Origin of the sequence: Mycobacterium sp. 852002-50816_SCH5313054-b (genome assembly GCF_001667185.1) — a bacterium.
Taxonomy (GTDB): Bacteria; Actinomycetota; Actinomycetes; order Mycobacteriales; family Mycobacteriaceae; genus Mycobacterium.
Genome location: NZ_LZIC01000027.1, coordinates 121593 through 144934, shown reverse-complemented (window position 1 = coordinate 144934; position 23342 = coordinate 121593). Strand labels below are relative to the sequence as shown.

The 23342-nt window shown below is 71.4% G+C and carries 22 protein-coding genes; 9 read left to right on the top strand and 13 right to left on the bottom strand.

Going from position 1 to position 23342, the window contains the following annotated elements; genetic code table 11:
- Positions 1-10 precede the first annotated feature (10 nt).
- Positions 11-868 (top strand): cyclodehydratase, encoded by an 858-nt coding sequence (locus tag A5787_RS04630; RefSeq protein ID WP_066962290.1) that lies wholly within the window; start codon positions 11-13, stop codon positions 866-868.
- 10 nt (positions 869-878) lie between these two features.
- Here A5787_RS04630 and A5787_RS27615 read toward each other — a convergent pair whose 3' ends face one another.
- Positions 879-1052, bottom strand: a complete 174-nt coding sequence (locus A5787_RS27615; protein WP_197506955.1) for a hypothetical protein — start codon at positions 1050-1052, stop codon at positions 879-881.
- 74 nt (positions 1053-1126) lie between these two features.
- Between A5787_RS27615 and A5787_RS04625 the strand changes: the two genes are divergently transcribed.
- Positions 1127-2470 (top strand): AarF/ABC1/UbiB kinase family protein, encoded by a 1344-nt coding sequence (locus A5787_RS04625; RefSeq protein ID WP_066962288.1) that lies wholly within the window; start codon positions 1127-1129, stop codon positions 2468-2470.
- A gap of 86 nt (positions 2471-2556) precedes the next feature.
- Here the strand turns inward: A5787_RS04625 and A5787_RS04620 are convergent, their stop codons facing one another.
- The 3 genes from A5787_RS04620 to A5787_RS04615 all read right to left on the bottom strand — a co-directional run bounded on the left by A5787_RS04620 (position 2557) and on the right by A5787_RS04615 (position 5301).
- Positions 2557-2826 (bottom strand): WhiB family transcriptional regulator, encoded by a 270-nt coding sequence (locus A5787_RS04620; protein ID WP_066962285.1) that lies wholly within the window; start codon positions 2824-2826, stop codon positions 2557-2559.
- Between the two features lie 133 nt (positions 2827-2959).
- Positions 2960-3109: a hypothetical protein gene (locus A5787_RS27995; protein WP_231993818.1), complete on the bottom strand. Its 150-nt coding sequence runs from the start codon at positions 3107-3109 to the stop codon at positions 2960-2962.
- A 98-nt stretch (positions 3110-3207) separates the two neighbouring features.
- Positions 3208-5301, bottom strand: a complete 2094-nt coding sequence (locus A5787_RS04615) for an ATP-dependent DNA helicase UvrD2 (RefSeq protein WP_197506956.1) — start codon at positions 5299-5301, stop codon at positions 3208-3210.
- A 113-nt stretch (positions 5302-5414) separates the two neighbouring features.
- Here A5787_RS04615 and mrx1 point away from each other — a divergent pair, with 113 nt between their 5' ends.
- Positions 5415-5666: a mycoredoxin Mrx1 gene (mrx1, locus tag A5787_RS04610; RefSeq protein WP_066962282.1), complete on the top strand. Its 252-nt coding sequence runs from the start codon at positions 5415-5417 to the stop codon at positions 5664-5666.
- A 5-nt stretch (positions 5667-5671) separates the two neighbouring features.
- Here mrx1 and nudC read toward each other — a convergent pair whose 3' ends face one another.
- The 4 genes from nudC to A5787_RS04590 form a co-directional block, all read right to left on the bottom strand.
- Complete coding sequence (gene nudC, locus A5787_RS04605) at positions 5672-6595, bottom strand: NAD(+) diphosphatase (RefSeq protein WP_066962280.1); 924 nt, start codon at positions 6593-6595, stop codon at positions 5672-5674.
- 8 nt (positions 6596-6603) lie between these two features.
- Positions 6604-7674, bottom strand: coding sequence for a TrkA family potassium uptake protein (locus A5787_RS04600; protein ID WP_066962277.1), 1071 nt, complete (start codon positions 7672-7674; stop codon positions 6604-6606).
- 93 nt (positions 7675-7767) lie between these two features.
- Positions 7768-11031 (bottom strand): ATP-dependent DNA helicase, encoded by a 3264-nt coding sequence (locus A5787_RS04595; RefSeq protein WP_066962336.1) that lies wholly within the window; start codon positions 11029-11031, stop codon positions 7768-7770.
- Positions 11028-14171, bottom strand: a complete 3144-nt coding sequence (locus A5787_RS04590) for an ATP-dependent DNA helicase (protein WP_066962274.1) — start codon at positions 14169-14171, stop codon at positions 11028-11030. Before A5787_RS04590 ends, A5787_RS04595 begins: the two co-directional genes overlap by 4 nt.
- An 89-nt stretch (positions 14172-14260) precedes the next feature.
- On the opposite strand from A5787_RS04590, the gene A5787_RS04585 reads away from it, so the two are divergent.
- The 3 genes from A5787_RS04585 to A5787_RS04575 are packed head-to-tail and all read left to right on the top strand — an operon-like array spanning position 14261 to position 15554.
- Positions 14261-14467 (top strand): hypothetical protein, encoded by a 207-nt coding sequence (locus tag A5787_RS04585; protein WP_066962271.1) that lies wholly within the window; start codon positions 14261-14263, stop codon positions 14465-14467.
- Positions 14464-15249 carry an alpha/beta fold hydrolase gene (locus tag A5787_RS04580; RefSeq protein WP_066962267.1) on the top strand — a complete coding sequence of 262 codons (786 nt, stop codon included), beginning with the start codon at positions 14464-14466 and terminating at the stop codon, positions 15247-15249. The genes A5787_RS04585 and A5787_RS04580 overlap by 4 nt, the downstream gene beginning before the upstream one ends.
- Before the next feature lie 2 nt (positions 15250-15251).
- Positions 15252-15554 (top strand): MGMT family protein, encoded by a 303-nt coding sequence (locus A5787_RS04575; RefSeq protein ID WP_066962264.1) that lies wholly within the window; start codon positions 15252-15254, stop codon positions 15552-15554.
- Here A5787_RS04575 and A5787_RS04570 read toward each other — a convergent pair.
- From A5787_RS04570 to A5787_RS04560, 3 genes are all read right to left on the bottom strand, one after another.
- Entirely contained in the window at positions 15551-16405 is an 855-nt protein-coding gene (locus A5787_RS04570; protein WP_066962261.1) for a TIGR02569 family protein, read from the bottom strand. The two genes, A5787_RS04575 and A5787_RS04570, sit on opposite strands and share 4 nt — an antisense overlap.
- 37 nt (positions 16406-16442) lie before the next feature.
- Entirely contained in the window at positions 16443-17630 is a 1188-nt protein-coding gene (gene moeZ / locus A5787_RS04565) for an adenylyltransferase/sulfurtransferase MoeZ (protein ID WP_369829078.1), read from the bottom strand.
- 90 nt (positions 17631-17720) lie between these two features.
- Positions 17721-18746, bottom strand: a complete 1026-nt coding sequence (locus A5787_RS04560) for a DUF3152 domain-containing protein (RefSeq protein WP_066962259.1) — start codon at positions 18744-18746, stop codon at positions 17721-17723.
- Positions 18747-18943: 197 nt separating this feature from the next.
- Here A5787_RS04560 and A5787_RS04555 point away from each other — a divergent pair, with 197 nt between their 5' ends.
- The gene (locus tag A5787_RS04555; protein ID WP_066962256.1) at positions 18944-19624 is read left to right on the top strand and encodes a TetR/AcrR family transcriptional regulator; all 681 of its coding nucleotides are present in this window, start codon (positions 18944-18946) and stop codon (positions 19622-19624) included.
- Here A5787_RS04555 and A5787_RS04550 read toward each other — a convergent pair.
- A complete protein-coding gene (locus A5787_RS04550; protein ID WP_066962253.1) occupies positions 19611-19883 on the bottom strand; it encodes a DUF3107 domain-containing protein in 273 nt (90 codons plus the stop codon). The genes A5787_RS04555 and A5787_RS04550 overlap by 14 nt on opposite strands.
- Positions 19884-20074: 191 nt before the next feature.
- On the opposite strand from A5787_RS04550, the gene A5787_RS04545 reads away from it, so the two are divergent.
- The gene (locus A5787_RS04545; protein ID WP_066962250.1) at positions 20075-20785 is read left to right on the top strand and encodes an MmpS family transport accessory protein; all 711 of its coding nucleotides are present in this window, start codon (positions 20075-20077) and stop codon (positions 20783-20785) included.
- Positions 20786-20797: 12 nt separating this feature from the next.
- Here A5787_RS04545 and A5787_RS04540 read toward each other — a convergent pair whose 3' ends face one another.
- Positions 20798-21517: a ferritin-like fold-containing protein gene (locus A5787_RS04540; protein ID WP_066962247.1), complete on the bottom strand. Its 720-nt coding sequence runs from the start codon at positions 21515-21517 to the stop codon at positions 20798-20800.
- 253 nt (positions 21518-21770) lie between these two features.
- Between A5787_RS04540 and A5787_RS04535 the strand changes: the two genes are divergently transcribed.
- A complete protein-coding gene (locus A5787_RS04535) occupies positions 21771-23330 on the top strand; it encodes a DEAD/DEAH box helicase (RefSeq protein ID WP_066962244.1) in 1560 nt (519 codons plus the stop codon).
- The last annotated feature ends 12 nt before the right edge of the window (positions 23331-23342 follow it).

Here is a 23342-nt window from a genome sequence, read left to right as displayed (position 1 = left end):
GTCTCCAGCCATGTCCAAGGCCGTGCTGTCGGTGTATGCGCTCGACCCGGCGATGCCGGTGCTGCTGCGACCCGACGGCGCCGTGCAGGTCGGCTGGGATCCGCGCCGCGCCGTGCTGGTCCGTCCGCCGCGCGGCCTGGCCGCGGCCGAGTTGGCCAGGCTGCTGCGGTGCATGCGATCACCCACCCCCCTCTCCGAGTTGCGGCGGCACGCCGTCGACCGTGGCTTGCGCGACGCCGAAGGCCTGGCCGGCCTCGTCGCCCAACTGGTGGGCGCGGGCGTCGCGACCGAATGCCGTCAGCCCCGCGGGCGCGCGGCGTCGATCCGCATCCACGGCCGGGGCCCGCTGTCCGAGCTGCTCGTGGAGGCGTTGCGCTGCTCGGGGGCCCGCGTCGCCACCAGCAGCCAGCCGCACGCCGCCGTGTCGCCCGACTCGGTGGACCTGGTGGTGCTGTCGGATTATCTGGTCGCCGACCCCCGCATGGTGCGCGACCTGCACGGCCGGGGCGTCCCGCACCTTCCGGTTCGGGTGCGAGACGGCACCGGTCTGGTGGGTCCGCTCGTCATCCCCGGCGTGACGAGCTGCCTGGGCTGCGCCGACCTGCACCGCAGCGACCGCGACGCCTCCTGGCCGGCCATCGCCGCCCAGCTGCGCGACACCGTCGGGGTGGCCGACCGGGCCACCCTGCTCGCGACGGCGGCGCTGGCGCTCAGCCAGGTGAACCGGGTGATCGCGGCGGTGCGCGGGCAGCAGCCCGTGCCCGATCCCGCGCCGCCGCCGGCCCTGAACGCGACGCTGGAATTCGACGTCAACGCAGGTTCGATCGTCGCGCGGCAATGGACCAAACATCCGCTGTGCTCGTGCTGAGCCCCCTGTCCTACCCGAGCCGTCCCTGTTCGGGGACGCACGACGACACCGATGAATACGCCCTGGCGAGCTCCTCCAGGATCTCGGCCGTCAGGGTGCCGTCCTTGCGGTTCTTGTCCAGCGTTTCGATGATCGCCCGGAACAGGGCGTCGGCGGCGTCGTGCTGCGCTTGCTTTGCTGCCATGGTTTCGTCTCCCGTTTCTCCTGAGTGCAAAGACAACCTATGGTCCGGATCACGGGTCCCGCGCGCCGACCGTCATGGATGATGGAGACGTGGCAGACATCAAACGCGGCCGTGCTGCGCGAAACGCGAAGCTGGCCAGCATTCCGGTCGGCTTCGCCGGCCGGGCGGCGCTCGGCTTCGGTAAGCGGTTGACGGGCAAGTCGAAGGACGAAGTCCAGGCCGAGATGCTGGAGAAGGCCGCCAACCAGTTGTTCACCGTCCTGGGTGAGCTCAAGGGCGGCGCGATGAAGGTCGGCCAGGCCCTGTCGGTGATGGAGGCCGCCATCCCCGAGGACTACGGCGAGCCGTACCGCGAGGCGTTGACCAAGCTGCAGAAGGACGCCCCGCCGCTGCCCGCGGCCAAGGTGCACCGCGTGCTCGACGCCCAGCTGGGCACCAAGTGGCGGGAGCGGTTCAGCTCGTTCGACGACACCCCGGTGGCGTCGGCCAGCATCGGCCAGGTACACAAGGCGGTCTGGTCCGACGGCCGCGAGGTGGCCGTGAAGATCCAGTACCCCGGCGCCGACGAGGCGCTGCGCGCCGACCTGAAGACCATGCAGCGGATGGTCGGCGTGCTCAAGCAACTCTCGCCGGGCGCGGACGTCCAGGGCGTGGTCGACGAATTGTTCGAGCGCACCGAGATGGAACTCGACTACCGGCTCGAGGCCGACAACCAGCGCAAGTTCGCCAAGGCGTATCAGGACAGCCCGCACTTCCTGGTGCCACACGTCGTGGCCAGCGCGCCCAAGGTCGTGGTCCAGGAGTGGATCGAGGGCATCCACATGGCGGAGATCATCCGCAATGGGACCACCGAGCAGCGCGACCTGATCGGCACCCGATTGCTCGAGCTCACCTTCGACGCGCCGCGCCGGCTGGAAATGCTGCACGGCGACGCCCACCCCGGGAACTTCATGCTGATGCCCGACGGCCGGATGGGCGTCATCGACTTCGGTGCCGTCGCGCCGCTGCCCGGCGGCTACCCCGTCGAGCTGGGCATGACGATCCGGTTGGCCCGCGACAAGAACTACGACCTGCTGTTGCCGACGATGGAGAAGGTCGGCTTCATCCAGAAAGGCCAACAGGTCTCGGTGCGCGACATCGACGAGATGCTGCGCCAGTACGTCGAACCCATCGAGGTCGACGTGTTCCACTACACCCGCAAGTGGCTGCAGAAGATGACCGTGGTGCAGATAGACCGGTCGGTGTCGCAGATCAAGACGGCCCGGCAGATGGACCTGCCGCCCAAGCTGGCGATACCGATGCGCGTCATCGCTTCGGTGGCCGCGATCCTGTGCCAGCTGGATGCGCACGTGCCGATCAAGGCGCTGTCGGAGGAGCTGATCCCCGGCTTCGCCGAGCCCGACACCGCGGTCGTGTAAGCCGCCCTAGCGCCGCGAGGGTGCAACTACCGACGGTCTCGCTCGGAAAACGCGTCGGCAGTTGCACTTTCGCGGCCCAGTTCGTCCTAGGCCGCGACGACGTCCTTGCGAGGGCGGCCGCGCGGGCGCTTGCGGCTCACGATCGAGCCGCGCTCGAGGATTTCACCGCCCCAGACACCCCACGGTTCGGCCCGGTCCAGCGCCGCGGCCAGGCACTGCCGCCGGACCGGGCAGGCCGCGCACAGCGTCTTGGCGCGCTCGAGGTCGGCCGGGGCCTCGGCGAACCACAGGTCGGGATCGTTGACGTGACAAGGCAATTCCGGCAGCGTCGGTCTTCCGACTCGCAATGCCGACATGTCCTGCTCACCTGCTTCCTGGTCGGGTGGTTGTCCTTCGTGATCCGGACCAGGTTGGGCGGCTGTCGACCCAAAAACTGTGGCCACGGATCCTGCTGACTTCGGGTCCGTGGCCATCTTCAAGGGGGGCTAGTTAGGTATGGCCCCCATCCACGGACGCGTCGGTCGCGGCGGCGACACGGTGCTTGACCGCTGCCGCCGGCACGGCGGCGTGGGCGGCATGGGAGGTAGCCGCGATCAGCACCGCGGCCGCCACGCCTACACCGAACGCGTTGGTGATCATCGTGGCGACCCTCCTCTCAGCTGGCAGCAATGTGCGGTTTCGAGGGTAAATGGTAGCGGCCGGTCCCCACAACCGATTTTCTGACCTGGGATTTTCCGTCAGCGGGCGGCGCGGACCAGCTCCAGCACGTCGGGCCCGTACTGTTCGAGCTTGCGCGCACCGATGCCCGGGATCGCGATCAGCGCCGATTCGTCACCCGGCAGCAGCTCCGCGATCGCGATCAGGGTGTTGTCGCTGAACACGACGTACGCGGGCACCTTCTGTTCCTTGGCCACGTCCAGGCGCCAGGCCTTGAGCCGCAGCAACAACTCCTCGTCGATGTCGGCCGCGCACGTCTCGCACCGCCGCAGCATGATGGCCGCCGGGGTGGTCAGGTTGTTGTTGCAGATCCGGCAGCGGGTGGCGACGCCCCGGGCGCGCCGGGACTTGGCCGGCGCGGCGTCGGCGCGGGCCTGCGGCGCGATGCCGTTGAGGAACCGCGACGGCTTGCGGCTCTGCCGTCCGCCCGGGCTGCGGGCCAGCGCCCAGCTGAGCGCCAAATGGATTCGCGCCCTGGTGATTCCGACGTAGAGCAGCCGGCGCTCCTCCTCGACGGCCTCGCTTTCGGGACCGTGCGCCAGCGCGTGCGAAATGGGCAGCGTGCCGTCGGCCAATCCGACCAGGAACACCGCGTCCCACTCGAGTCCCTTGGCGGCGTGCAGCGAGGCCAGCGTGACGCCCTGCACCACCGGTGGGTGCCGCGCGTCGGCGCGCAGGCGCAGCTCGGCCACCAGGCTCGCCAGGTCGAGCTGCGGGCGCTGCGCCACTTCGTCGTCGACCAGCTCGGCCAGCCCGGACAGCGCCTCCCAGCGATCCCTGGCCCGGGTGCCGGTCGGTTCCTCGGCCGTCAGCCCCAGGGGCTCCAGCACCGCGCGGACGACGGCGGGTAGCGGGCCCTCTTCTGCCCGGTCGGCCGCGCGCTGCAGCGCCAGCAGCGCCTGCTTGATCTCCTGGCGGTTGAAAAAGCCCTCCCCGCCGCGGATCTGGTAGGTGATGCCGGCCTCGGTCAGGGCCTCCTCGTAGCCCTCGGATTGCGCGTTGACCCGATAGAGCACCGCGATCTCGGAGGGCGGGGTGCCGGATTCGATCAGCAGGCCGATCGACTTCGCGACCGCGGCGGCCTCGGCGGTTTCGTCGGGGTGCTCGCGAAACGACGGCGCCGGGCCGGGCGCGCGCTGGCCGGACAGCTGCAGCTTGCTGCCGGCGACCCGGCCGCGCGCCGCGGCGATCACCTGGTTGGCCAGCGACACCACCTGGGGGGTGGACCGGTAGTCGCGTTCCAGGCGCACCACCGTGGCGTCGGGGAACCGCCGCGAGAAGTCGAGCAGGAACCGCGGCGTGGCCCCGGTGAACGAGTAGATGGTCTGGTTGGCGTCGCCGACGACGGTGAGGTCGTCGCGACCGCCGAGCCACGCCGCGAGCACGCGCTGCTGCAGCGGGGTGACGTCTTGATACTCGTCGACCACAAAGCAGCGGTACCGGTCGCGGAACTCCTCGGCCACGGCCGCGTCGTTCTCGATGGCGGCCGCGGTGTGCAGCAGCAGGTCGTCGAAGTCCAGCAGCGCCATCGACTCGTCGCGCACCTTGAGTGCCTCGTAGGCGGAGTAGACGGCCGCGATCTGCGTGGCGTCCATCGGGGCATCCCGGCCCACGTCGGCCACCGCCGACGGATACTCCTCGGGGCCGATGAGCGACGCCTTGGCCCACTCGATCTCCCCGGCCAGGTCGCGCACGTCGTCGGTGCTGACGTTCATCCGGCAGCGGCTGGCGGCCCTGGCCACGACGGGGAACTTGCTGTCGAGCAGCTGCCAGCCGGTGTCGCCGACCACCCGCGGCCAGAAGTAACGCAGCTGGCGGTGCGCGGCCGCGTGGAAGGTCAGGGCCTGCACGGCGCCCACCCCCGAACCGGTGGTGGCCAGCGCGCGCAGCCTGGAGCGCATCTCGCCCGCGGCCCGCTGGGTGAAAGTGACCGCCAGGACCTGACCGGCGGACACGTGACCGCCCGCGACCAGCTGGGCGATCCGGTGCGTGATGGTGCGGGTCTTCCCCGTCCCGGCGCCCGCGAGCACGCAGACCGGCCCCCGGGGAGCCAACACCGCCTCGCGCTGCTCGTCGTCCAGCTCGGCGGTCAGTGCGTCGGCGACCATCGGCATGGGCTTCATCTTGGCTTCCATGAAAGCAGGAGTCGCCGACAAACACGCCGCAGCGCGCGCGTGACTTGCGTTGCTCGCGGAATGCGTCGCCGCTGCGCTACGTTTACCGGGCTATGGCCAACTCCCCGCTCACGGTTTACACGACGTCCTGGTGTGGCTTCTGCCATCGGCTCAAGACGGCGCTCAAGGCCGAGGCGATCTCCTACGACGAGGTCGACATCGAGCAGGACCCGGCCGCGGCGGAGTTCGTCGGTTCGGTCAACGGCGGCAACCGGACGGTCCCGACGGTGAAGTTCGACGACGGGTCCACGCTGACCAACCCGAGCGCGGCCCAGGTCAAGGCGAAGCTGGCCGAGGTCGGCTAGGCCGCTCAGTCCAGCCCGGCCCAGGACTCGATGATCACCCGCGCGATCGAAATCGACCCGGGCAGAAGCAGTTTCGAGTCGGACGAGCTGCTCCAGTCGCCGGCGTCCAGCGCCGCGCGCACCTCGTCGCGGGTGAACCATTGCGCCTCGGCGATCTCGCCGTCGTTGAACGAGAACTCCTCGTCCGGGTCGCCCACGGCGTGGAAGCCGACCATCAGCGAGCGCGGGAACGGCCAGGGCTGGCTGCCGAGGTAGCGCACGTCACGCACGGTCAGGCCGATTTCTTCGCGGATCTCCCGCGCGACGCACACTTCGAAGGACTCGCCGGCCTCCACGAACCCGGCCAGCAGGGAGAACATCCGCTCCGGCCACACCGCCTGGCGGGCCAGCACCGCACGGTCGCCGCCGTCATGGACGAGGCAGATCACCGCCGGGTCGATGCGCGGGAACTCCTCGTGACCGGTGACCGGGTTGACCCGCGCCCAGCCCCCTCGGGCCGGCCTCGTCGCCGCGCCGTCCACCGCGCTGAATCGCGCGCTGTCATGCCAATTCAGCAGCGCGAGGGCCGCGGACACGAGTTGGCTGCTGGTGTCGTCGAAGATGCGGCCGAGGCTGCGCAGGTTCACCACCTCGGCCTGCACGTCGGGATCCTCGGGCGCCTGCAGCGCGCCGCGGACGGCCCAGACGTGTCGGCCGCCCTCGATGCGGCCCAGAAATACCGCTTCCGGCGGCGGCTTGTCGGCCAGCGCGGCCGCGTTCCCGAGCAGCACCCGGCCCTCGACGACCAACACCTGGTTGCGCGAATCCACCCGCAGCAGCGCCGCATCCGCCCATCCCGCGGCCGCCGCGTCGACGTCGGTGCGCAGCTGGTCGGCGCGGTCGGCGCCGACGCGTGAGAGCAGCGGAACGCTCTGCAGCTGAAAATCCACGCGCTGCCCTAGTGCCCCGCGTGCCGGATGTAGAGCAGCCGGTCGCTGGCCTCGATCGCGTCCACCTCGGGGGCGCCGATGCGCAGCAGGTGGCCGTCGCGCACCACGCCCAGCACGATGTCGCGCAAATGCCTTGGGGATCCGCCGATCTCGGTCTGCTCGACCTCGCGTTCGGCGATCGCCAGCCCGGCGTCGGGGGTCAGCAGGTCCTCGATCATCTCCACGACGCTCGGCGTGGTGGTGGCGAGGCCGAGCAGCCGGCCCGCGGTCTCCGAGGACACCACCACCGAGTCGGCGCCCGACTGCTGCAACAGGTGCTGGTTCTCGGCCTCCCGGATCGACGCGACGATCTTGGCCTTCGGCGCGATCTCCCGAGCCGTCAGCGTGACGAGGACGGCGGTGTCGTCGCGGCTGGTGGCGACGACGATCGACGCCGCGTGTTGCGCCCCGGCGAGCCGCAGCACGTCGGATTTCGTGGCGTCGCCGTGGACGGTGACCAGGCCGGCCGACACGGCGTGTTCGAGGGCGGACCGGTCGGTGTCGACGACGACGACCTCGCCCTGAGCGTCCTCGTCGCCGAGAATGGCCGCGACCGCCGTTTTGCCCTTGGTGCCGTAGCCGATCACGACGGTGTGGTTGCGCACTTTGCTCCTCCAACGCTGGATCTTCCACGCTTGTCGCGACCGCTCCGAAAGCACCTCGAGCGTCGTGCCGACGAGCACGGCCAAAAACGCGATCCGCAGCGGCGTGAAGATCACGGTATGGACCAGTCGCGCCGTCTCGGTGTACGGCGTGATGTCGCCGTAGCCGGTGGTGGACAGCGACACCGCCGAGAAATAGAGGCAATCCAGGAAGGTCAGCGGCCGGCCGCGCAGGTCGCGGTAGCCGCCGGCGTCCAGATAGACGATGACGGCGGCGCCGAACAACACCAGCAGCGCGATCGCCACCCGGCGCGCGATGACTCGGGTGGGACTGGCGTGGTCCTCGGGGATGCGCAGCACGCCGACGAGCTGATGACCCGGCTGGGCGGTCAGCGTCTCGTCCAGACCGCTCAGCTTGCGCGCCCTACCGTTGCCCACGGCGCTCCGTCATCGGCTGAACCCAGCGCACGAGACACGCACGACTCCTATGTAACCACGCTGGCGGGCCGCCCATGACGCGAGCGGCACACCTCACACCGCCACGGCGCCGCCGCCGGCGGGACCGGCGAGCAACGCGGCCAGTTCGGCGGGTTCCGGCAGTTCATCGGGCGTGACCGTGGCGCCGGTGCGCACGTAGTAGAAGGCGGTGCGCACCGCGGACTCCGGAACTCCGGACAACGCCGCCCACGCCAACCGGTACACCGCCAGCTGCACGGCGGCCTGGCGCATCGCTTCCGCCCCGCGCGGCGGCTCGCCGGTCTTCCAGTCCACGACGGTGGCGCCGCCGTCGGGGTCGGCGAACACGGCGTCGATGCGACCGCGCACCACGGTGTCGCCGATCGGCATGTCGAACGGCACCTCGACGGCCACCGGCGTGCGGGCCGCCCAGCGCGATTCGGCGAACGTCGCCTGCAAGGCCGCCAATTCCTCGACGTCGCCGACGCCGGAGTCGGCCGCGCCCGGCAGGTCGCCGAGGTCGAACAGCGAATCGGCGCCGTAGAACTGCTGCACCCAGGCGTGAAAGGCGGTGCCCAGCGAGGCATGGGGGTCCGGCCGGGTGGGCAGCCGGTGCACCAGCCGCTGCGCGGCGGCCGCGGGGTCGCGGGCCAGGTCCACCAGCCCGCTGACCGACAGCTGGCTGGGCAGGGTTCGGGCGGCGCGGCGCTCCGAGCGCGCCCGCTCGGCCAGCAACGCGTCGACGTCGACGGCCCAGCCCTCGGCGTCGGCGCCGGGCTCCCCGATGTCGGCCGACATGGCCCGGGCCACCAGCGCGGCGCCGGCCTCGACGTCGCCGCGGCGAGCGTCCAGCGGGTCGGCGGGCCACATCGCCTCGACGACGTTGTCGCGCATGGGGTTTCGCTCGCCGTCGGCCGGCGTGGGCGCCCATTCGTCCACCGCGCCGCACGGATCGCCGCCCGCGACCGAACCGTCGATGACGTCCTTGAGCTCGCACAGGAATTCCGAGGGGCCCCGGGGTTTGACGCCGGTGGACCCCCATTGATGGCCCGAGACCAGCAGGGTGTCCTCGGCGCGGGTGATGGCGACGTACAGCAGCCGGCGTTCCTCGTCGATGCGCCGCTGCTCGAGCTGGCGGCGATGCTCGAAGATCTTGTCGGACAGCTGCTTTCGGTTGGTGACGTCGGAGGTGTCCAGCACCGGGATGCCCAGCGAGCCGGCCGCGGCGCGGTCGCCGCGCAGCAGCGGCGGCAACTCGGCGGCGTCGGTGAGCCACGTACTGCGCGACGCCGTCGAGGGGAAGATTCCGCCCGACAGGTGCGCGACCGCGACCACCTGCCACTCCAGACCCTTCGCGGAGTGCACGGTGAGGACCTGAACCCGGTCCCGCGCCACCGTCGGCACGGCGGGCGGCAAGCCGTTCTCGACTTGCTCGGCGACGTCCAGGTAGGCCAGCAGGCCGGCCACCGATGCCACCGACGCGTCCGTCGTCCGTTCGGCGTACGCGGCCACGACGTCGGCGAAGGCGTCGAGGTGTTCGGCTCCGGTCCAGGGCTGCGCCGCGGCGGCCGCCCGGACCTCGCAGTCGACACCCAGCACGCGGCGCACCTCGGCGACCAGGTCGGGCAGGGAATGGCCGAGATGGCCGCGCAGGGAACCGACTTCGGCGGCCAGCGCCGTGATGCGCCGGTATCCCGCCGCCGAGTACGCGCCGGCCGGGCCGGGGTCGCTGATCGCGTCGGCCAGGCAGGCGCCGTCGGAATCGGGCCCGGCCGCCATCGCGATCGACTCGGGCGACGGCGTCGCGCCCGCCCGACCCCCGGCCAGCGTCTGCGCCCGCTGCCACAGCGCGGCGAGGTCCCGGCCACCGAGGCGCCACCGCGGTCCCGTCAGCACGCGCATGGCCGCCGCGCCGGCCGTCGGGTCGGCCACCAGCCGCAGCATGGCCACCACGTCGGCGACCTCGGGAACGGACAGCAGCCCCGCCAAACCCACCACCTCGACCGGGATTCCGCGCGCGCGCAGCGCGTCGGCGACGGGTGCGGCGTCGGCGTTGCGGCGCACCAGCACCGCGGCGGTCGGCGGGCTGACGCGGTCGGCATGCGCCTGCCGGTAGCGCTCCTGGAGCTGGTCGGCGATCCACTCGCGTTCGGCCGCCACGTCGGCGAGCAACGCGCAGCGGACGGTGCCGGGCGGCGCGTCCGGGCGGGAACGCAACGCGTGCACCGCAACCGAGCGTCGCCGCGCCTCCGCCGAGATGGCGTTGGCCACCCGCAGGGCGCGGGGCGGGTTGCGCCAGCTGGTCCGCAGCTCCAATACCGGCGCGGGCGTGCCGTCGGCGCGGGGGAAGTCGGTGGTGAACCGCGGCAGGTTGGTCGCCGAGGCGCCGCGCCAGCCGTAGATCGACTGGATCGGGTCGCCGACGGCCGTCAGCGCCAGCCCGTCGTCGATCCCCCCGCCGAACAGCCCCGACAGCGCGATGCGCTGGGCGTGCCCGGTGTCCTGGTACTCGTCGAGCAGCACCACCCGGAAGCGGCTCCGCAGCTCCTCCCCGACCTGCGGGAAGGCCACCGCCAGCCGGGCGGCCGAGGCCATCTGCATGCCGAAGTCCATCGCCTTGACGGCGCGCATGCGCTCGTGCAGCGCATCGAGCAGCGGCACCAGCTCGGTGCGCTCGGTCTGGGCGGCCAGCAACCGCAACAGCCACTGGCTGGGCCCGCGGTCGCGCTGGTAGGGACCCGCCGGCAGGGCGTGGATCAACCGTTCCAGCTCGACGTGGGTGTCGCGGAGCTGGCCGGTGTCCACCAGGTGCTCGGCCAGCTGGCCCCACAGCCGCAGCACCATCGAGGTGACCGCGGCGGGGGTCTTGTCGGTGCGCAACTCCCCGCGGTATCCGTTGACCACGTCGAAGGCCAGCTGCCACAGCTCGGTTTCGCTGAGCAGGCGGGTGTCCGGCTCGACGGGCAACAGCAGGCCGTGGTCGCGCAGCAGCGAGCCGGCGAAGGCGTGGTAGGTGCTGACCACCGGGGCGCCCTCCGGCACCGCGGCCCCGCCAAGGCCGATGCCGGCCAGCCGGGCCAGCCGGGAGCGCACCCGGCGCAGCAGCTGGCCGGCCGCCTTGCGGGTGAACGTCAACCCGAGCACCTGGCCGGGTTCGGCGTAGCCGTTGGCGATGAGCCACACCACCCGCGCGGCCATCGTCTCGGTCTTGCCGGCGCCGGCCCCGGCGATGACGACCAGCGGCCCCGGCGGCGCGGCGATGACGGCGGCCTGCTCGGCGGTGGGCGGGGAAAGCCCCAGCGCGCAGGCCAATTCGTCGGGGGTGTAGCGCGGGTTCACTTCGCCGGCCCGTCGGCGTGGGCGGGACAGCACGGCCGGATCGGGCAGTGCGCGCACCCGTCGTTGCGCCGCGCGACGAACTGCGGCCCGGCCGTCGCGTCGGCGGCCAGCCGCACCAGGCCGCGCCATTCGTCCCGCGCGGCCGTCGTCAGCGGGTCCTGCTCGCGCACGGTGGCGCCGCCGGCGCCCGCCTTGCCGACGTACACCAGCCGTGCGCCCCCGGGCTCGTCCCCGGCCGCGATCATGCCCTCGGCCACCGCCAGCTGGTACAGCGCCAGCTGCGCGTGTTGCTGGGCGTCGTCCTTGCTCACCGGCGTCTTGCCCGTCTTGATGTCGACGATGACGAGCCGGCCGGCCGCGTCGCGTTCCAGCCGGTCGACCCGCCCGCACACCCGGATCTCGCCGCCTTGAACGGCACCGTCGCGCGGGGTGCCGAGCGTGCCGTCGACCTCCACCTCGACGCCAACCTCGGTGAGCTCGCCCCGGGTCTGGGCCCGCCATTCGAAAAACGCCTGAACCATGGCGCGGTGGCGGGCCAGCTCGTTGGCCGCGTGCCACTGCGCCTCGAAGGGCAGATGCTTCCAGGCCCGGTCCAGCTCGGCCAGCAATTCCGATTCCGTTTTGTCCGGTCCGGCGATCAGCGCGTGCAGCACCGAGCCGAGGGTGGAGCGCAGGTCCCGCGCGTTGGTCCCGCCGTGGCGTTCGGCCAGCCAGCGCAGCGGGCAGTCGGTGAGCGCCTGCAGGGTCGACGGCGTCAGGGTGACGGACTGGACCCCCGCCCGCAGCGGTTCGCTGGTGCTGACGGGCAGCAAGCCGTGCCAGCCGGCCGGGTCGGCGCCCGGCACACCGGCCTTGGCAAGCCGGGCCAATTGCGCTGCCGCGCAACGGCGGTCGGCGTCGTCGACGGCGCCGCCGGGCGCGCACACCACCCCCCGCAGCCGGCCCACGAGCGCGGCCGCGGACAACACGCGCGGGGCGGAGATCGGTTGCGCTGCAACGGGATCGCCGTCACCATCGGCCCACCGCGCGATTTCGGAGAAGAACGACGACGGCAGCGCGGCCTCCCCGTCGGCCCCGCCCGTGTCGGCGTCGACGGCCGTCACCAGCACCCGGCGCCGGGCCCGGCCCAGCGCCGCCACCAGCAGCCTGCGCTCCTCGGCCAGCAGCGGCGCGCGCACCGAGGCGTCCGCGCCGACGCCGTCGAGCACGTCGAGCAGCCGCTGGGTGCTCAGCACACCGCCGCGCGGAACGGTGTTGGGCCACAACCCGTCCTGCAGACCGGCGATGACCACGAAGTCCCATTCGTGCCCCAGCGCGGCGTGGGCACTGAGCACCCGGACCTGTTCGACCTGCGACGCCGGCTCGTCGCTGGCGCCGGGCAGCCGCAGCGCCGCGACGTGCTCGATGAGACCGCGCAGCGACGCGCCGGGCGTGCGGGACACGTAGTGATCGGTGATGTCGAACAACGCCGTCACCGCCTCCAGGTCCCGGGTGGCCCGGGCGCCGGCGGGGCCGCCGCGCTCGCCGGCCGAAAGCCAGCGGCGCTGCAGGCCCGATCGGTGCCACGCGGCCCACAGGGTGTAGCGCGGATCTTGGCCGTCGCGATCGCAGCGCGCGGCCGCGTCCAGCACGGCGCGCACCCGCCGCAGCGCGCGCGACTGCGGTCCGGGGCATGGCGTGTCGGCCCCCAGGGCCTCGACGAGCAGGCCGGCGAAATCGCGCGGCGCGCGATCGGGGTTCGCGCGCTGCAGCGTTCGGCGCAGCTGGCGCAGCGACACCGGATCGACGCGGCCGATGGGACCGGTCAACAGCGCCAGGGCCCGTTCGCCGTCGAGCCCGTCGGCGACGGCCGCCAGCACGGTGAGCAACGCCCGGACCGCGGGCTCGTCGGACAGCGGCCCGCTCGACGGCGGCGCGGCCACCGGGACGCCGGCGGCGGCCAGCGCGCGTGGCAACCGCGCTCCGGCCCGAGGCACCGACCGGACGAGCACGGCCATCTGAGACCACGGCACCCCGTCGATCAGGTGGGCGCGCCGCAACGCGTCGGCGATCATGGCCGCCTCCGCGTGCGCCGAGGCGGCCAGCCGCGCGGTGACGGATCCGTCCTCGGGCCCAGTGCCGTCGATGTGCCTGCCGGCGCTGCCGCCGGGCAGCCGGCCCGCGATGCCGCTGACGGCGCGCGCCACGGCCGGCGCGCAGCGATGCGACACCGTCAGCCTCACCGACGGAGAATCGTCGGCGCACAGCCCGGACCCCTCGCCGCCCCGGAAGCCGAACACCGCCTGGTTCGGGTCGCCGGCGACGAGGGTCGCCTCCGTGCCCGCGGCCAGCGCCCGAACCAGGGCGGCCGCCTGCGGGTCGAGTTGCTGCGCGTCGTCGACCAGCAAGAGGCGGATGCGGGCGCGTTCGGCCGCCAGCAATTCCGGGTCCACCGCGAAGGCCTCCAGCGCGGCACCCACCAGCTCGGCGGCACCGAGCGCCGGCGTCGTGGCCTGCGCCGCCGCCGTCCCGACCGCCGCACGCAGCAGCATCACCTGCTCGTACTGCCGCGCGAATTGGCCGGCGGCGGCCCAGTCCGGACGCCGGCACCGTCGGCCCAGCCGCTCCAGTTCCTGCGGGTCGACCCCGCGTTCAGCGCAGCGCGCCAACAGGTTTCGCAGCTCGGTGGCGAAACCGGCGGTGGCCAGCGCGGGCCGCAGATGGGCCGGCCACGCGCTGGCCGCGCGCGGCCCGTCGGCGAGGTCACCGGCCAGCAGTTCCCGGATGATGGCGTCCTGCTCGGCGCTGGTGACCAGTCGCGGGGGCGCGTCGCCCGCACGCTCGGCGGCCCGCCGCAACACCGCGTACGCGTAGCTGTGCACGGTGCGCACCAGCGGCTCGCGCACGGCCGCCCGGCAGGGGCCGGTGGACCGCGACCGCAGCAGCGCCGTCGTCAACGCGCTGCGCGCACGCACCCCGATCCGCCCGGAACCGGTAAGCAGCAGAACCGATTCCGGCTCGAGGCCCGCGCCGATCCGGGCGACCGCGGCGTCGACCAGCAGGCTGCTCTTGCCGGTGCCCGGCCCGCCCAGGACGCGCATCCGCCCGCGCAGGCCGGGTGCCAGAACGGCACGGGCCTCGTCGTCCCAGGTGAATGACATGGCTGCATGCAATCACGAGGGTCTGACAAGATCGATCGGGATACTGGGCTGAAGGAAACCGAAACGCCCCCTAGGCAAGGAGGGATTGGATGGGCTCCGATTTTCGCGGCCCCGACGACGTAGTGCCCGAAGCAGACGCCGCGGAACAGCAGCAGGCCGTCGACTCCGAGGACGACGCCGGCCTGGACACCGCGTACCTGGACGACGCCACCGATCGCGATGCCAACGAAGCCGATGTGATCGAGCAGGCCTTCATCGTTCCCGCCGACGACGATTGGGACGACACCGCCGGGTGAGCGCCGACCTGCACGTGCACCGCTACGGCCCGGCCGGCCCGGTGCGGATGCTCGCCCTTCACGGGCTGACCGGTTACGGGGGTCGTTGGCAGCACCTGGCCGGCTACCTGCCCGAGATCGCCATCGCCGCACCGGATTTGCTCGGCCACGGCAGGTCGTCGTGGGCGGCGCCGTGGACCATCGACGCCAACGTCGCGGCGCTGTCCGGGTTGCTCGACGACGATGCCGCCGCGCCGGTGCTGGTGGTCGGCCACTCGTTCGGCGGCGGCCTGGCGCTGCACCTGGCCGCGGCCCGTCCGGACCGGGTGGCGGCGCTGCTGCTGCTCGACCCGGCGGTTGGCCTGGACGGCGACTGGATGCGCCAGATCGCCGAGGCGATGTTCTCCTCACCCGACTATCCCGACACCGAGGAAGCACGCATGGAAAAGGCGACCGGCTCCTGGGCGGACGTGGACCCGGCGCTGCTGGCGTCCGACATCGACGAGCATCTGGTCGAACTGGCCAACGGGCGGTACGGGTGGCGGGTCAGCCTGCCGGCGATGATGTCGTATTGGAGCGAACTGGCCCGCGATGTCGTGCTGCCGCCGGCCGGGACGACCACGACCCTGGTGCGGGCCAAGCAGACCTCGCCGCCGTACGTGAGCGCTCAATTGATCGAGGCGCTGCGGGAACGGCTGGGCTCCGATTTCGTGTTGCTGGATTTCGACTGCAACCACATGGTGCCCCACGCCAGGCCCACCGAAACCGCGGCGCTGATCCGCGGGCTGCTGGAAGACCGCTGACCGTGGCGGCGGTGACCGACGAGCAGGTCGAGCGGGTGCGTTCGCTGGTCGCGGGGATACCGTCCGGCCGGGTCGCCACCTACGGCGACATCGCTTCTGTCGCAGGGCTTTCCAGCCCTCGCATCGTCGGATGGATCATGCGGACCGACTCCTCGGACCTGCCCTGGCACCGGGTGATCACCGCGTCCGGGCGCCCCGCGCGCCACTTGACTTCCCGGCAGCTGGAGTTGCTGCGCGCCGAAGGGGTGCTGGCCGTCGACGGCAGGATCGCGCTGGACGAGGTCCGCTACGACTTTCCTGCCTAGAGCACCAACCGGACCAGGGCCGCGGTGCGGGCCAGGCCGGGGAACGCCTCGGCGGTCGAGCGCGGGTGCAGCGCGTGCACCGCGAGGCGAAACATCAACGCCCGCAACAGCATCTGGGGCCACTCGGGCAGCGCGTTCCACCGTTCGATGAGTCCGTCGTCGGCCTCACCCCAGGACAGGGCGTCGACGACGACCACGCCCGCGGCCCACGACGACGGCCGCCAGTACGGCGTGATGTCGGTGATCCCCGGCGCCGCGGTGCCGATGAAAAGCACTGTGCCGTAGAGGTCTCCGTGGACCAGCTGGTTGGGGCTCTTGGTCGGCCTGCGCAGGGTGGCGAGCTGACTGATCAGCTCGACGGACCGCTGGGCGTCCGCCGACGGCGGCGCGGTGCGCGCGCCGGGCGGCACCGACGCCAGCGGCCGCTCCTCCCACGCGGCGCGGTCGGCGGCGATGAAGACGTCGACGTCGGACCAGGGCGCGGTGGGCCCCTGGGTCAGGAATCGGGGGCGTTCCAGCTTGCCGGTCGCCTCGTGCAGCCGGACCGCAGCCGAGACGACTTCGTCATGCCTGGGCTCCGGCGTGCCGGCGACGAACGTGTCCGCCCGCCACCCGGACACCACGTAGCGCCCGTCGGTGGAGCGGACCGGCCGGGCCAGCCGGACGCCGTCCACGAACAACGTCTCCCGCACCCGGGCCGACCAGGCCGCGCGGGCGTGGTCGGCCACGATCGACAGCACGACCTCGCCGCACCGCCAGCCACCCTCCCAACTGGCGCCCAACGGGACGGGCTGCACGCCGGTCAAACCAAACGCCGACAGCACATGCTCCGGCGGTGGCTCGACTGTCACGGGGGTCAGCCTATAAGAGGCCACCTGCGGTATTGGGTTAGTACATGACCATGTCGGGCTGCATCTGCTGCGCCCACGCCACGATTCCGCCGTGCAAGTGGACCGCGTCGGAGAAACCGGCCCTCTTCACCGCGACCAGCGCCTCGGCCGAGCGCACGCCGGTCTTGCAGTACAGCACCGCCGTGCGGTCGTGCGGCAGCTGCGCCAGCCCCTCGCCGGAGCTGAGCAGCGACTGCGGAATCAGCCGGGCGCCCTCGATGTGATTGATGTCCCACTCCACCTGCTCGCGCACGTCGATCAGGGCGAGCTTCTTGCCCGAATCCAGCAACTCGCGCAGCTCCCGCGGGGTGATGGTGGAATCGGCGGCGGCAGCAGCGCCTGCCACGGACACCACGCCGCAGAAGTCGTCGTAATCGATCAGCTCCGCGATCCTCGGCGTGGACGGGTCCTTGCGGATCCTGATCGTGCGGTAACTCATCTGAAGCGCGTCGTAGATCATCAGCCGGCCCAGCAGCGACTCGCCGATCCCGGTGATCAGCTTGATCACCTCGGTGCCCATCACCGACGCGATGGAGGCGCAGATGATGCCCAGCACCCCGCCCTCGGCGCAGGAGGGCGCCGTGCCGGGTGGCGGCGGCTCGGGGTACAGGTCGCGGTAGTTCAGGCCCCGCCCGTCGGGGGCATCCTCCCAGAACACCGACACCTGGCCCTCGAATCGGTAGATCGACCCCCACACGTACGGCTTGCAGGCCAGCACGGCGGCGTCGTTGACCAGATAGCGAGTGGCGAAGTTGTCGGTGCCGTCGACGATCAGGTCGTATCGGCTGAACAGCTCGACGGCGTTGTGCGGCGCCAACCGGAACTCGTGCAATCGCACGTCCACCAGGGGGTTGATGGCCGCGATCGAGTCGCGCGCGGATTGGGCCTTGGGCCGCCCGACGTCGGCGGTCCCGTGGATGATCTGGCGCTGCAGGTTGGACTCGTCGACCACGTCGAAGTCGACGATGCCGATGGTGCCGACGCCGGCCGCTGCCAGGTACAGCAGCGTCGGCGCGCCGAGACCGCCGGCGCCGATCACCAGGACCCGAGCGTTTTTCAGCCGCTTCTGACCGTCGACGCCCAGGTCGGGAATGATCAGGTGGCGGCTGTAGCGGGCCACCTCATCGCGACTCAGCTCGGCCGCGGGCTCGACCAGCGGCGGCAGTGGCGTCTGCGATGTCGACACCGAAGGTCTCCTCTATAGCTTGGTCAGCTCTCTCCATCACAACAGTTGCCCGAAGCAACGGCAAACAACCGAGGGGGCTTCCCAGACCGGTCAGGCGATCGGGTACGGCCAGGGGTTGAATCGGCAGGTCTTGCCGTCGGCCTTGACGACGTCGGGGTCGAACTTGGCGGCGTCGTCGTTCGACGTGGAGAACGTCTGCTGCATCATCACCGGCGCCAGACCACCTTGCTGCTCGCAGGGCTCGTGACGCACGTATCCGATGGCGTGGCCGACCTCGTGGTTGATCACGTACTGCCGATACGAGCCGACGTCGCCCTCGAACGGCACGGCACCGCGCACCCAGCGCGCCTCGTTGATGAAGACCCGCGCCTCCCGGTTGGGCCCGTAAACCGGGTTGTAGCAGGACGTCTCCAGGCGGAATTCGTAGCCGCAGCCGCCACGCACCGTGACCGGCGACACGAGCGAGATGCGGAAGTCGGGCTTGCCGTTATCGATGCGCACGAAGGCGAATTGCGGGTTGTGCGTCCAGCCCTTGGGGTTGCCCAGCGTCTGCTCGACCATCTGGGCGAAAGCCTCGTCGCCACCGAACATCGTGGCGTCGATGCCGTTTTCGACCTCGACGGTGTACCGGAACACCTTGGCGGTGCCCTGACCGATCTGCGGCGTCACGCCCGGCACGATGTGCCACGTCTTGTCGCCCGCTTCGGTGAACGGGCCGCCGTCGGGCAGCGTCCCGGCCGGCAGGTTCGCGTCGAACGCGGCCAGCCCGCGAGGCGGTGCGTCGATGATCGACGTGCCCACGGCGCCGATGTCCGGGGTGCCCTGAATGGATTGCGTCGCCGTCGGTTTCGGCGCGCTCGTGCCGGTGACGGTCTGATAGATCACCAGCCCGGTCAACACCACCAAGGCGGGCAACGCGTACGCGCGCCAGCCATAGGTCGAAACGAACCGTCCCAACCATGTCTGCTTGCGCCATTGCCGCGGGCGCTCGCGGTCGGCCCGGGTCCGTCCGGCGTCCCGGGCGATCGGGTCGCGCAGGGCCCGTAGCGGTTCGCGCCACTCGTCGCGCACCATCGGAGCTCGACCGGTGCTACGCACAGGCCGCTGGGACGTCATTTCCCCAGGATTGCACAGCCGGCACCGCGACCACCCTTGGCGCGCCCGAATCCGCCCCACGACACCGCTTCTGCCAGCACCGACGGCCGCGCCGGCAATCACCAAGGCGCTACGGGTAGTAATGTCGTTGCGACTAGTCGCGTGCGGCTGGCCCCGGCGGGCCGACGGCCAGTTGCCAACGATCAGATGAGGACTCGATGAGCGATCTCGCCAAGGCGGCACGGCGCGCCGTGAAGCCGGCTGACCGTCGGCCGGGAGACGGCGTAATGCCGGCCAACCGGCGCGGCAACCGCCTGCCGCGCGACGAGCGCCGGGGCCAATTGCTGATCGTGGCCAGCGACGTCTTCGTCAACCGTGGCTACCACGCCGCCGGTATGGACGAGATCGCCGACCGCGCGGGAGTCAGCAAACCCGTCCTGTATCAACACTTTTCGAGCAAGCTGGAGCTCTACCTGGCGGTGCTCGCGCGGCACGTCGAAAACCTCGTCTTGGGCGTGCAACAGGCCTTGCGCACCACCACCGACAACCGGCGGCGGTTGCACGCGGCGGTGCAGGCGTTCTTCGACTTCATCGAGCACGACAGCCAGGGTTACCGGCTCATCTTCGAGAACGACTACGTCACCGAGCCTGAGGTGGCGGCGCAGGTGCGGGTGGCCACCGAATCGTGCATCGACGCCGTGTTCGACCTCATCAGCGCCGATTCCGGCCTTGATCCGCACCGCGCCCGGATGATCGCGGTGGGCCTGGTCGGCATCAGCGTCGACTGCGCAAGGTACTGGCTGGACTCGGACCGCCCGATCTCGAAGGCGGACGCCGTCGACGGCACCGTCCAGTTCGCCTGGGGCGGGCTATCCCACGTGCCGCTTACTCGCCCTTAGCGCCCTTACTGGCGTGTTTGGCGGCCGATTCGGCCCCGATCCCGAACCCGACCCGGCGGGCGTCGGCGACGCCGATTTCGACATAGGCGATCTTGGAGCTCTGAATCAGGAAGCGGCGGCCCCGCTCGTCATTCAGGCTGAGCAGGCCCGAGCTGTCGCGCAGCGCGGCCGCGACGAGCTCCTCGACTTCGGATTGCGTCTGCGTACTGGACAGGACCAGTTCGCGTGGACTGTCCGTGATACCGATCTTGACCTCCACGGTGGCCCCTTCCCGTTGGCGTTGAAGTTCGCAGACGCGTCAGCAGCAGGCTAATGGACGCCCCCGCGCGGCGTGTCGCCCCGGGGCCCGGTTCGCGGTAAGCGAAACGCCGCCGCCCGAAGATAACGATTCGCTCCCAGCTCGGCCAACATGCCGCGCACCGCCCCGACCCGCCTATTCACATCGGTAACATCGGCACCATCAGACACATGGTCACGGATCGTCTCGGCCCAGTTCACGACTACCCCGACGACGACTACGACGGAGCCGACACCGACGTCCTGGACGGCTACGGCGACCTCGCCTGGCCGTCCGACACCCGCTGGCGCCCGGCCGCGGCGATCCTCGGCGCCGTGGTGGCCGTCGGCGCCATCGCCACCGCCGTCATCGTCAACAGCGGCGACAGCGCGTCGACCAAGGCGACCGTCGGGCCGCCCGTTCCGCCGCCGCTGACCTCCGCGGCGCCCGCACCGAAAACGACGGCCCCGCCCAGCGCGTCGCAGACCCCGCTGCCGCAAGAGACGGTGACCACCGTGCCGCCGCCGCCCAGCGCGTCACTGCGCCCGGTGCCGTCGCCGACGCCGACCGCCGCGCCGCTCCCGACGGGCGCCCCGCCCCCGGTCGCGGTGAACCCGCGCACCGTCGTCTACAGCGTGACCGGGACGAAACAGCTGCTGGACCTGGTCAACGTCGTCTACACCGACGCCCGGGGCTACCCGCATTCCGAGTTCAACGTGTCGCTGCCCTGGTCGAAGGTGATCGTCCTGAATCCGGGAGTCCAGAACGTGTCGGTCGTCGCGACCAGCTTCTACGGCCAGCTCAATTGCTCGGTGGTCAATGCCGCCGGCCAACCGGTGGCATTGTCGGCCAACAACGGCGTCGTAGCGACCTGCACCCGCTGAGCCGGTCGCGGGTCAACTCAGACCGAGTTCGCGCATCCGCCGGTCGTGCGTCTGCTGCAGACGGTCGAAGAACGCGGTGAGCTGGCCCAGGCCCCCGGGCCCGGATACCACCAGGTCGACCAGCTCGTCGTGCTCGGCCAGCACGTACTGCGCCTGGGTGATCGCCTCGCCGAACAGGCGACGCGACCACAGCGCCAGCCGGCTGCGCTGCTTGCCGCTGGAGGTCACCGCGGCGCGCACCTCGGCGACCACGAACTGCGAGTGCCCGGTCTCCGACAGCGCCTCGCGCACCACGTCGGCGATCTCGTCGGGCAGCCCGTCGGCGATCTCGAGGTACAGGTCGGCGGCCAGCGCGTCGCCCACGTAGGTCTTCACCAGGGCTTCCAGCCACGTGCTCGGCATCGTCAGCCGGTGGTAGTTCTCCAGCGCCGAGACGTACTTCGCCATCGCCGACACCACGTCGACGCCACGCCTTTCCAACGCGCGGTGCAGCAGCTCGTAGTGCTGCATCTCGGCGGCGGCCATGCTCGCCATCGAGATCCGTCCGCGCAGATCGGGCGCCATCCGCGCCTCGTCGGTGAGCCGGTAGAACGCGGCGACCTCGCCGTAGGCCAACACGGCGAACAACTCATTGACGCCCGGGTGATCTGCCGACAACCGAGAAGCGGGCGGATCGTCCGCCTGGTCGGCTTCCAGATCGGCTCCGGATGGCCCGGAGTAGGGCGGGGTCATGGCAACACTGTAGTCGGCGGGATGAGGACAAAATGGGCGCCAGCTGTCGACCAGCTATCATGGACGCAGGTATTGGCTGAATTCTTCAATCTCGAACCGCCACTACCGGCGAAATGTGCGTGCACAGCTGGCCCAGACCGTTACAGGGCCGCGACTCGGCGACGTATTCGGAGTCGGAACTCGTGCGCGCGTGACCGCGACAGAGAAACACCGACAGCACCGATACCGTCACCGAAAGGCTTGTCCCCCACGTATGACCGCACTCGACAGCACAACTGAACTGACTTTTGCCAAACTCGGCGTCCGCGACGAAATCGTCCGCGCACTGGCCGAAAAGGGGATCGAAAGCCCCTTTGCCATCCAAGAGCTGACCCTGCCCATGGCGCTGGCCGGCGACGACGTGATCGGCCAGGCCCGCACCGGCATGGGTAAGACCCTGGCGTTCGGCGTGCCGCTGCTGCAGCGCATCACCGACGGCGCCGCCCACCGGCCGCTCAGCGGTGCCCCGCGGGCGCTGGTCGTCGTGCCCACCCGCGAGCTCTGCCTGCAGGTGACCGACGACCTGGCCGCGGCCGCCATATACCTGACCGCCGAGGACGGCCGCGCGCTGTCGGTGGTCTCCATTTACGGCGGACGCGCCTACGAGCCGCAGATCGACGCGCTCCGCGCGGGCGCCGACGTCGTGGTGGGCACCCCCGGCCGGCTGCTCGACCTGTGCCAGCAGGGGCACCTGCAGCTGGGCGGGCTGTCGGCGCTGGTGCTCGACGAGGCCGACGAGATGCTCGACCTGGGCTTCCTGCCCGACATCGAGCGCATCCTGCGGCAGATCCCCGCCGAGCGGCAGTCGATGCTGTTCTCGGCGACCATGCCGGACCCGATCATCACGCTGGCCCGCACCTTCATGAACCAGCCCACCCACATCCGCGCCGAAGCGCCGCACTCGGCCGCCACGCACGACACCACCGAGCAGTTCGTCTACCGCGCGCACGCCCTGGACAAGGTCGAGTTGGTGAGCCGCGTGCTGCAGGCCGAGGGCCGCGGCGCGACGATGGTCTTCACTCGCACCAAACGCACCGCGCAGAAGGTCGCCGACGAGCTGGCCGAACGAGGCTTCAAGGTCGGCGCCGTGCACGGTGATCTGGGTCAGATCGCCCGCGAGAAGGCGCTGAAGGCGTTCCGCAGCGGCGACGTCGACGTGCTCGTCGCGACCGACGTGGCCGCGCGCGGCATCGACATCGACGACATCACCCACGTCATCAACTACCAGATCCCCGAGGACGAACAGGCCTATGTGCACCGGATCGGCCGCACCGGCCGCGCCGGCAAGACCGGTATCGCCGTCACCCTGGTGGACTGGGACGAGCTGCCCCGCTGGACGATGATCGACAAGGCCCTGGGCCTGGAGTCCCCCGATCCGGCCGAGACCTACTCCAACTCGCCGCACCTGTACGACGAGCTGGGCATCCCCGCCGAAGTGGGCGGCACGGTCGGCTCGCCGCGCCGGGCGCCGGGCAAGCGCCGCGAGGCCGACCGCAACGGCCCGCCGGAACGCCAAGGCGACGAGAAGTCGGGCCGCGCCCGCTCCCGGCCGCCACGGCGGCGCACGCGTGGCGGCCAGCCTGCCACCGGGCACCCCGGCACCAACGGTGAACCCGCCCCGAAGACGCCGTCCGAGACGGCCTCCGGCGCGCCCGCGGGTAACGCCGGGACCCCCCGCCGCCGCCGGCGCCGCAAGCCGGCCTCGCAAACGACCACCGCCACCACCACAGCCACCACAGCCACCACAGCCACCACAGCCACCACCACGAACTGAGGCCCGCGCCGC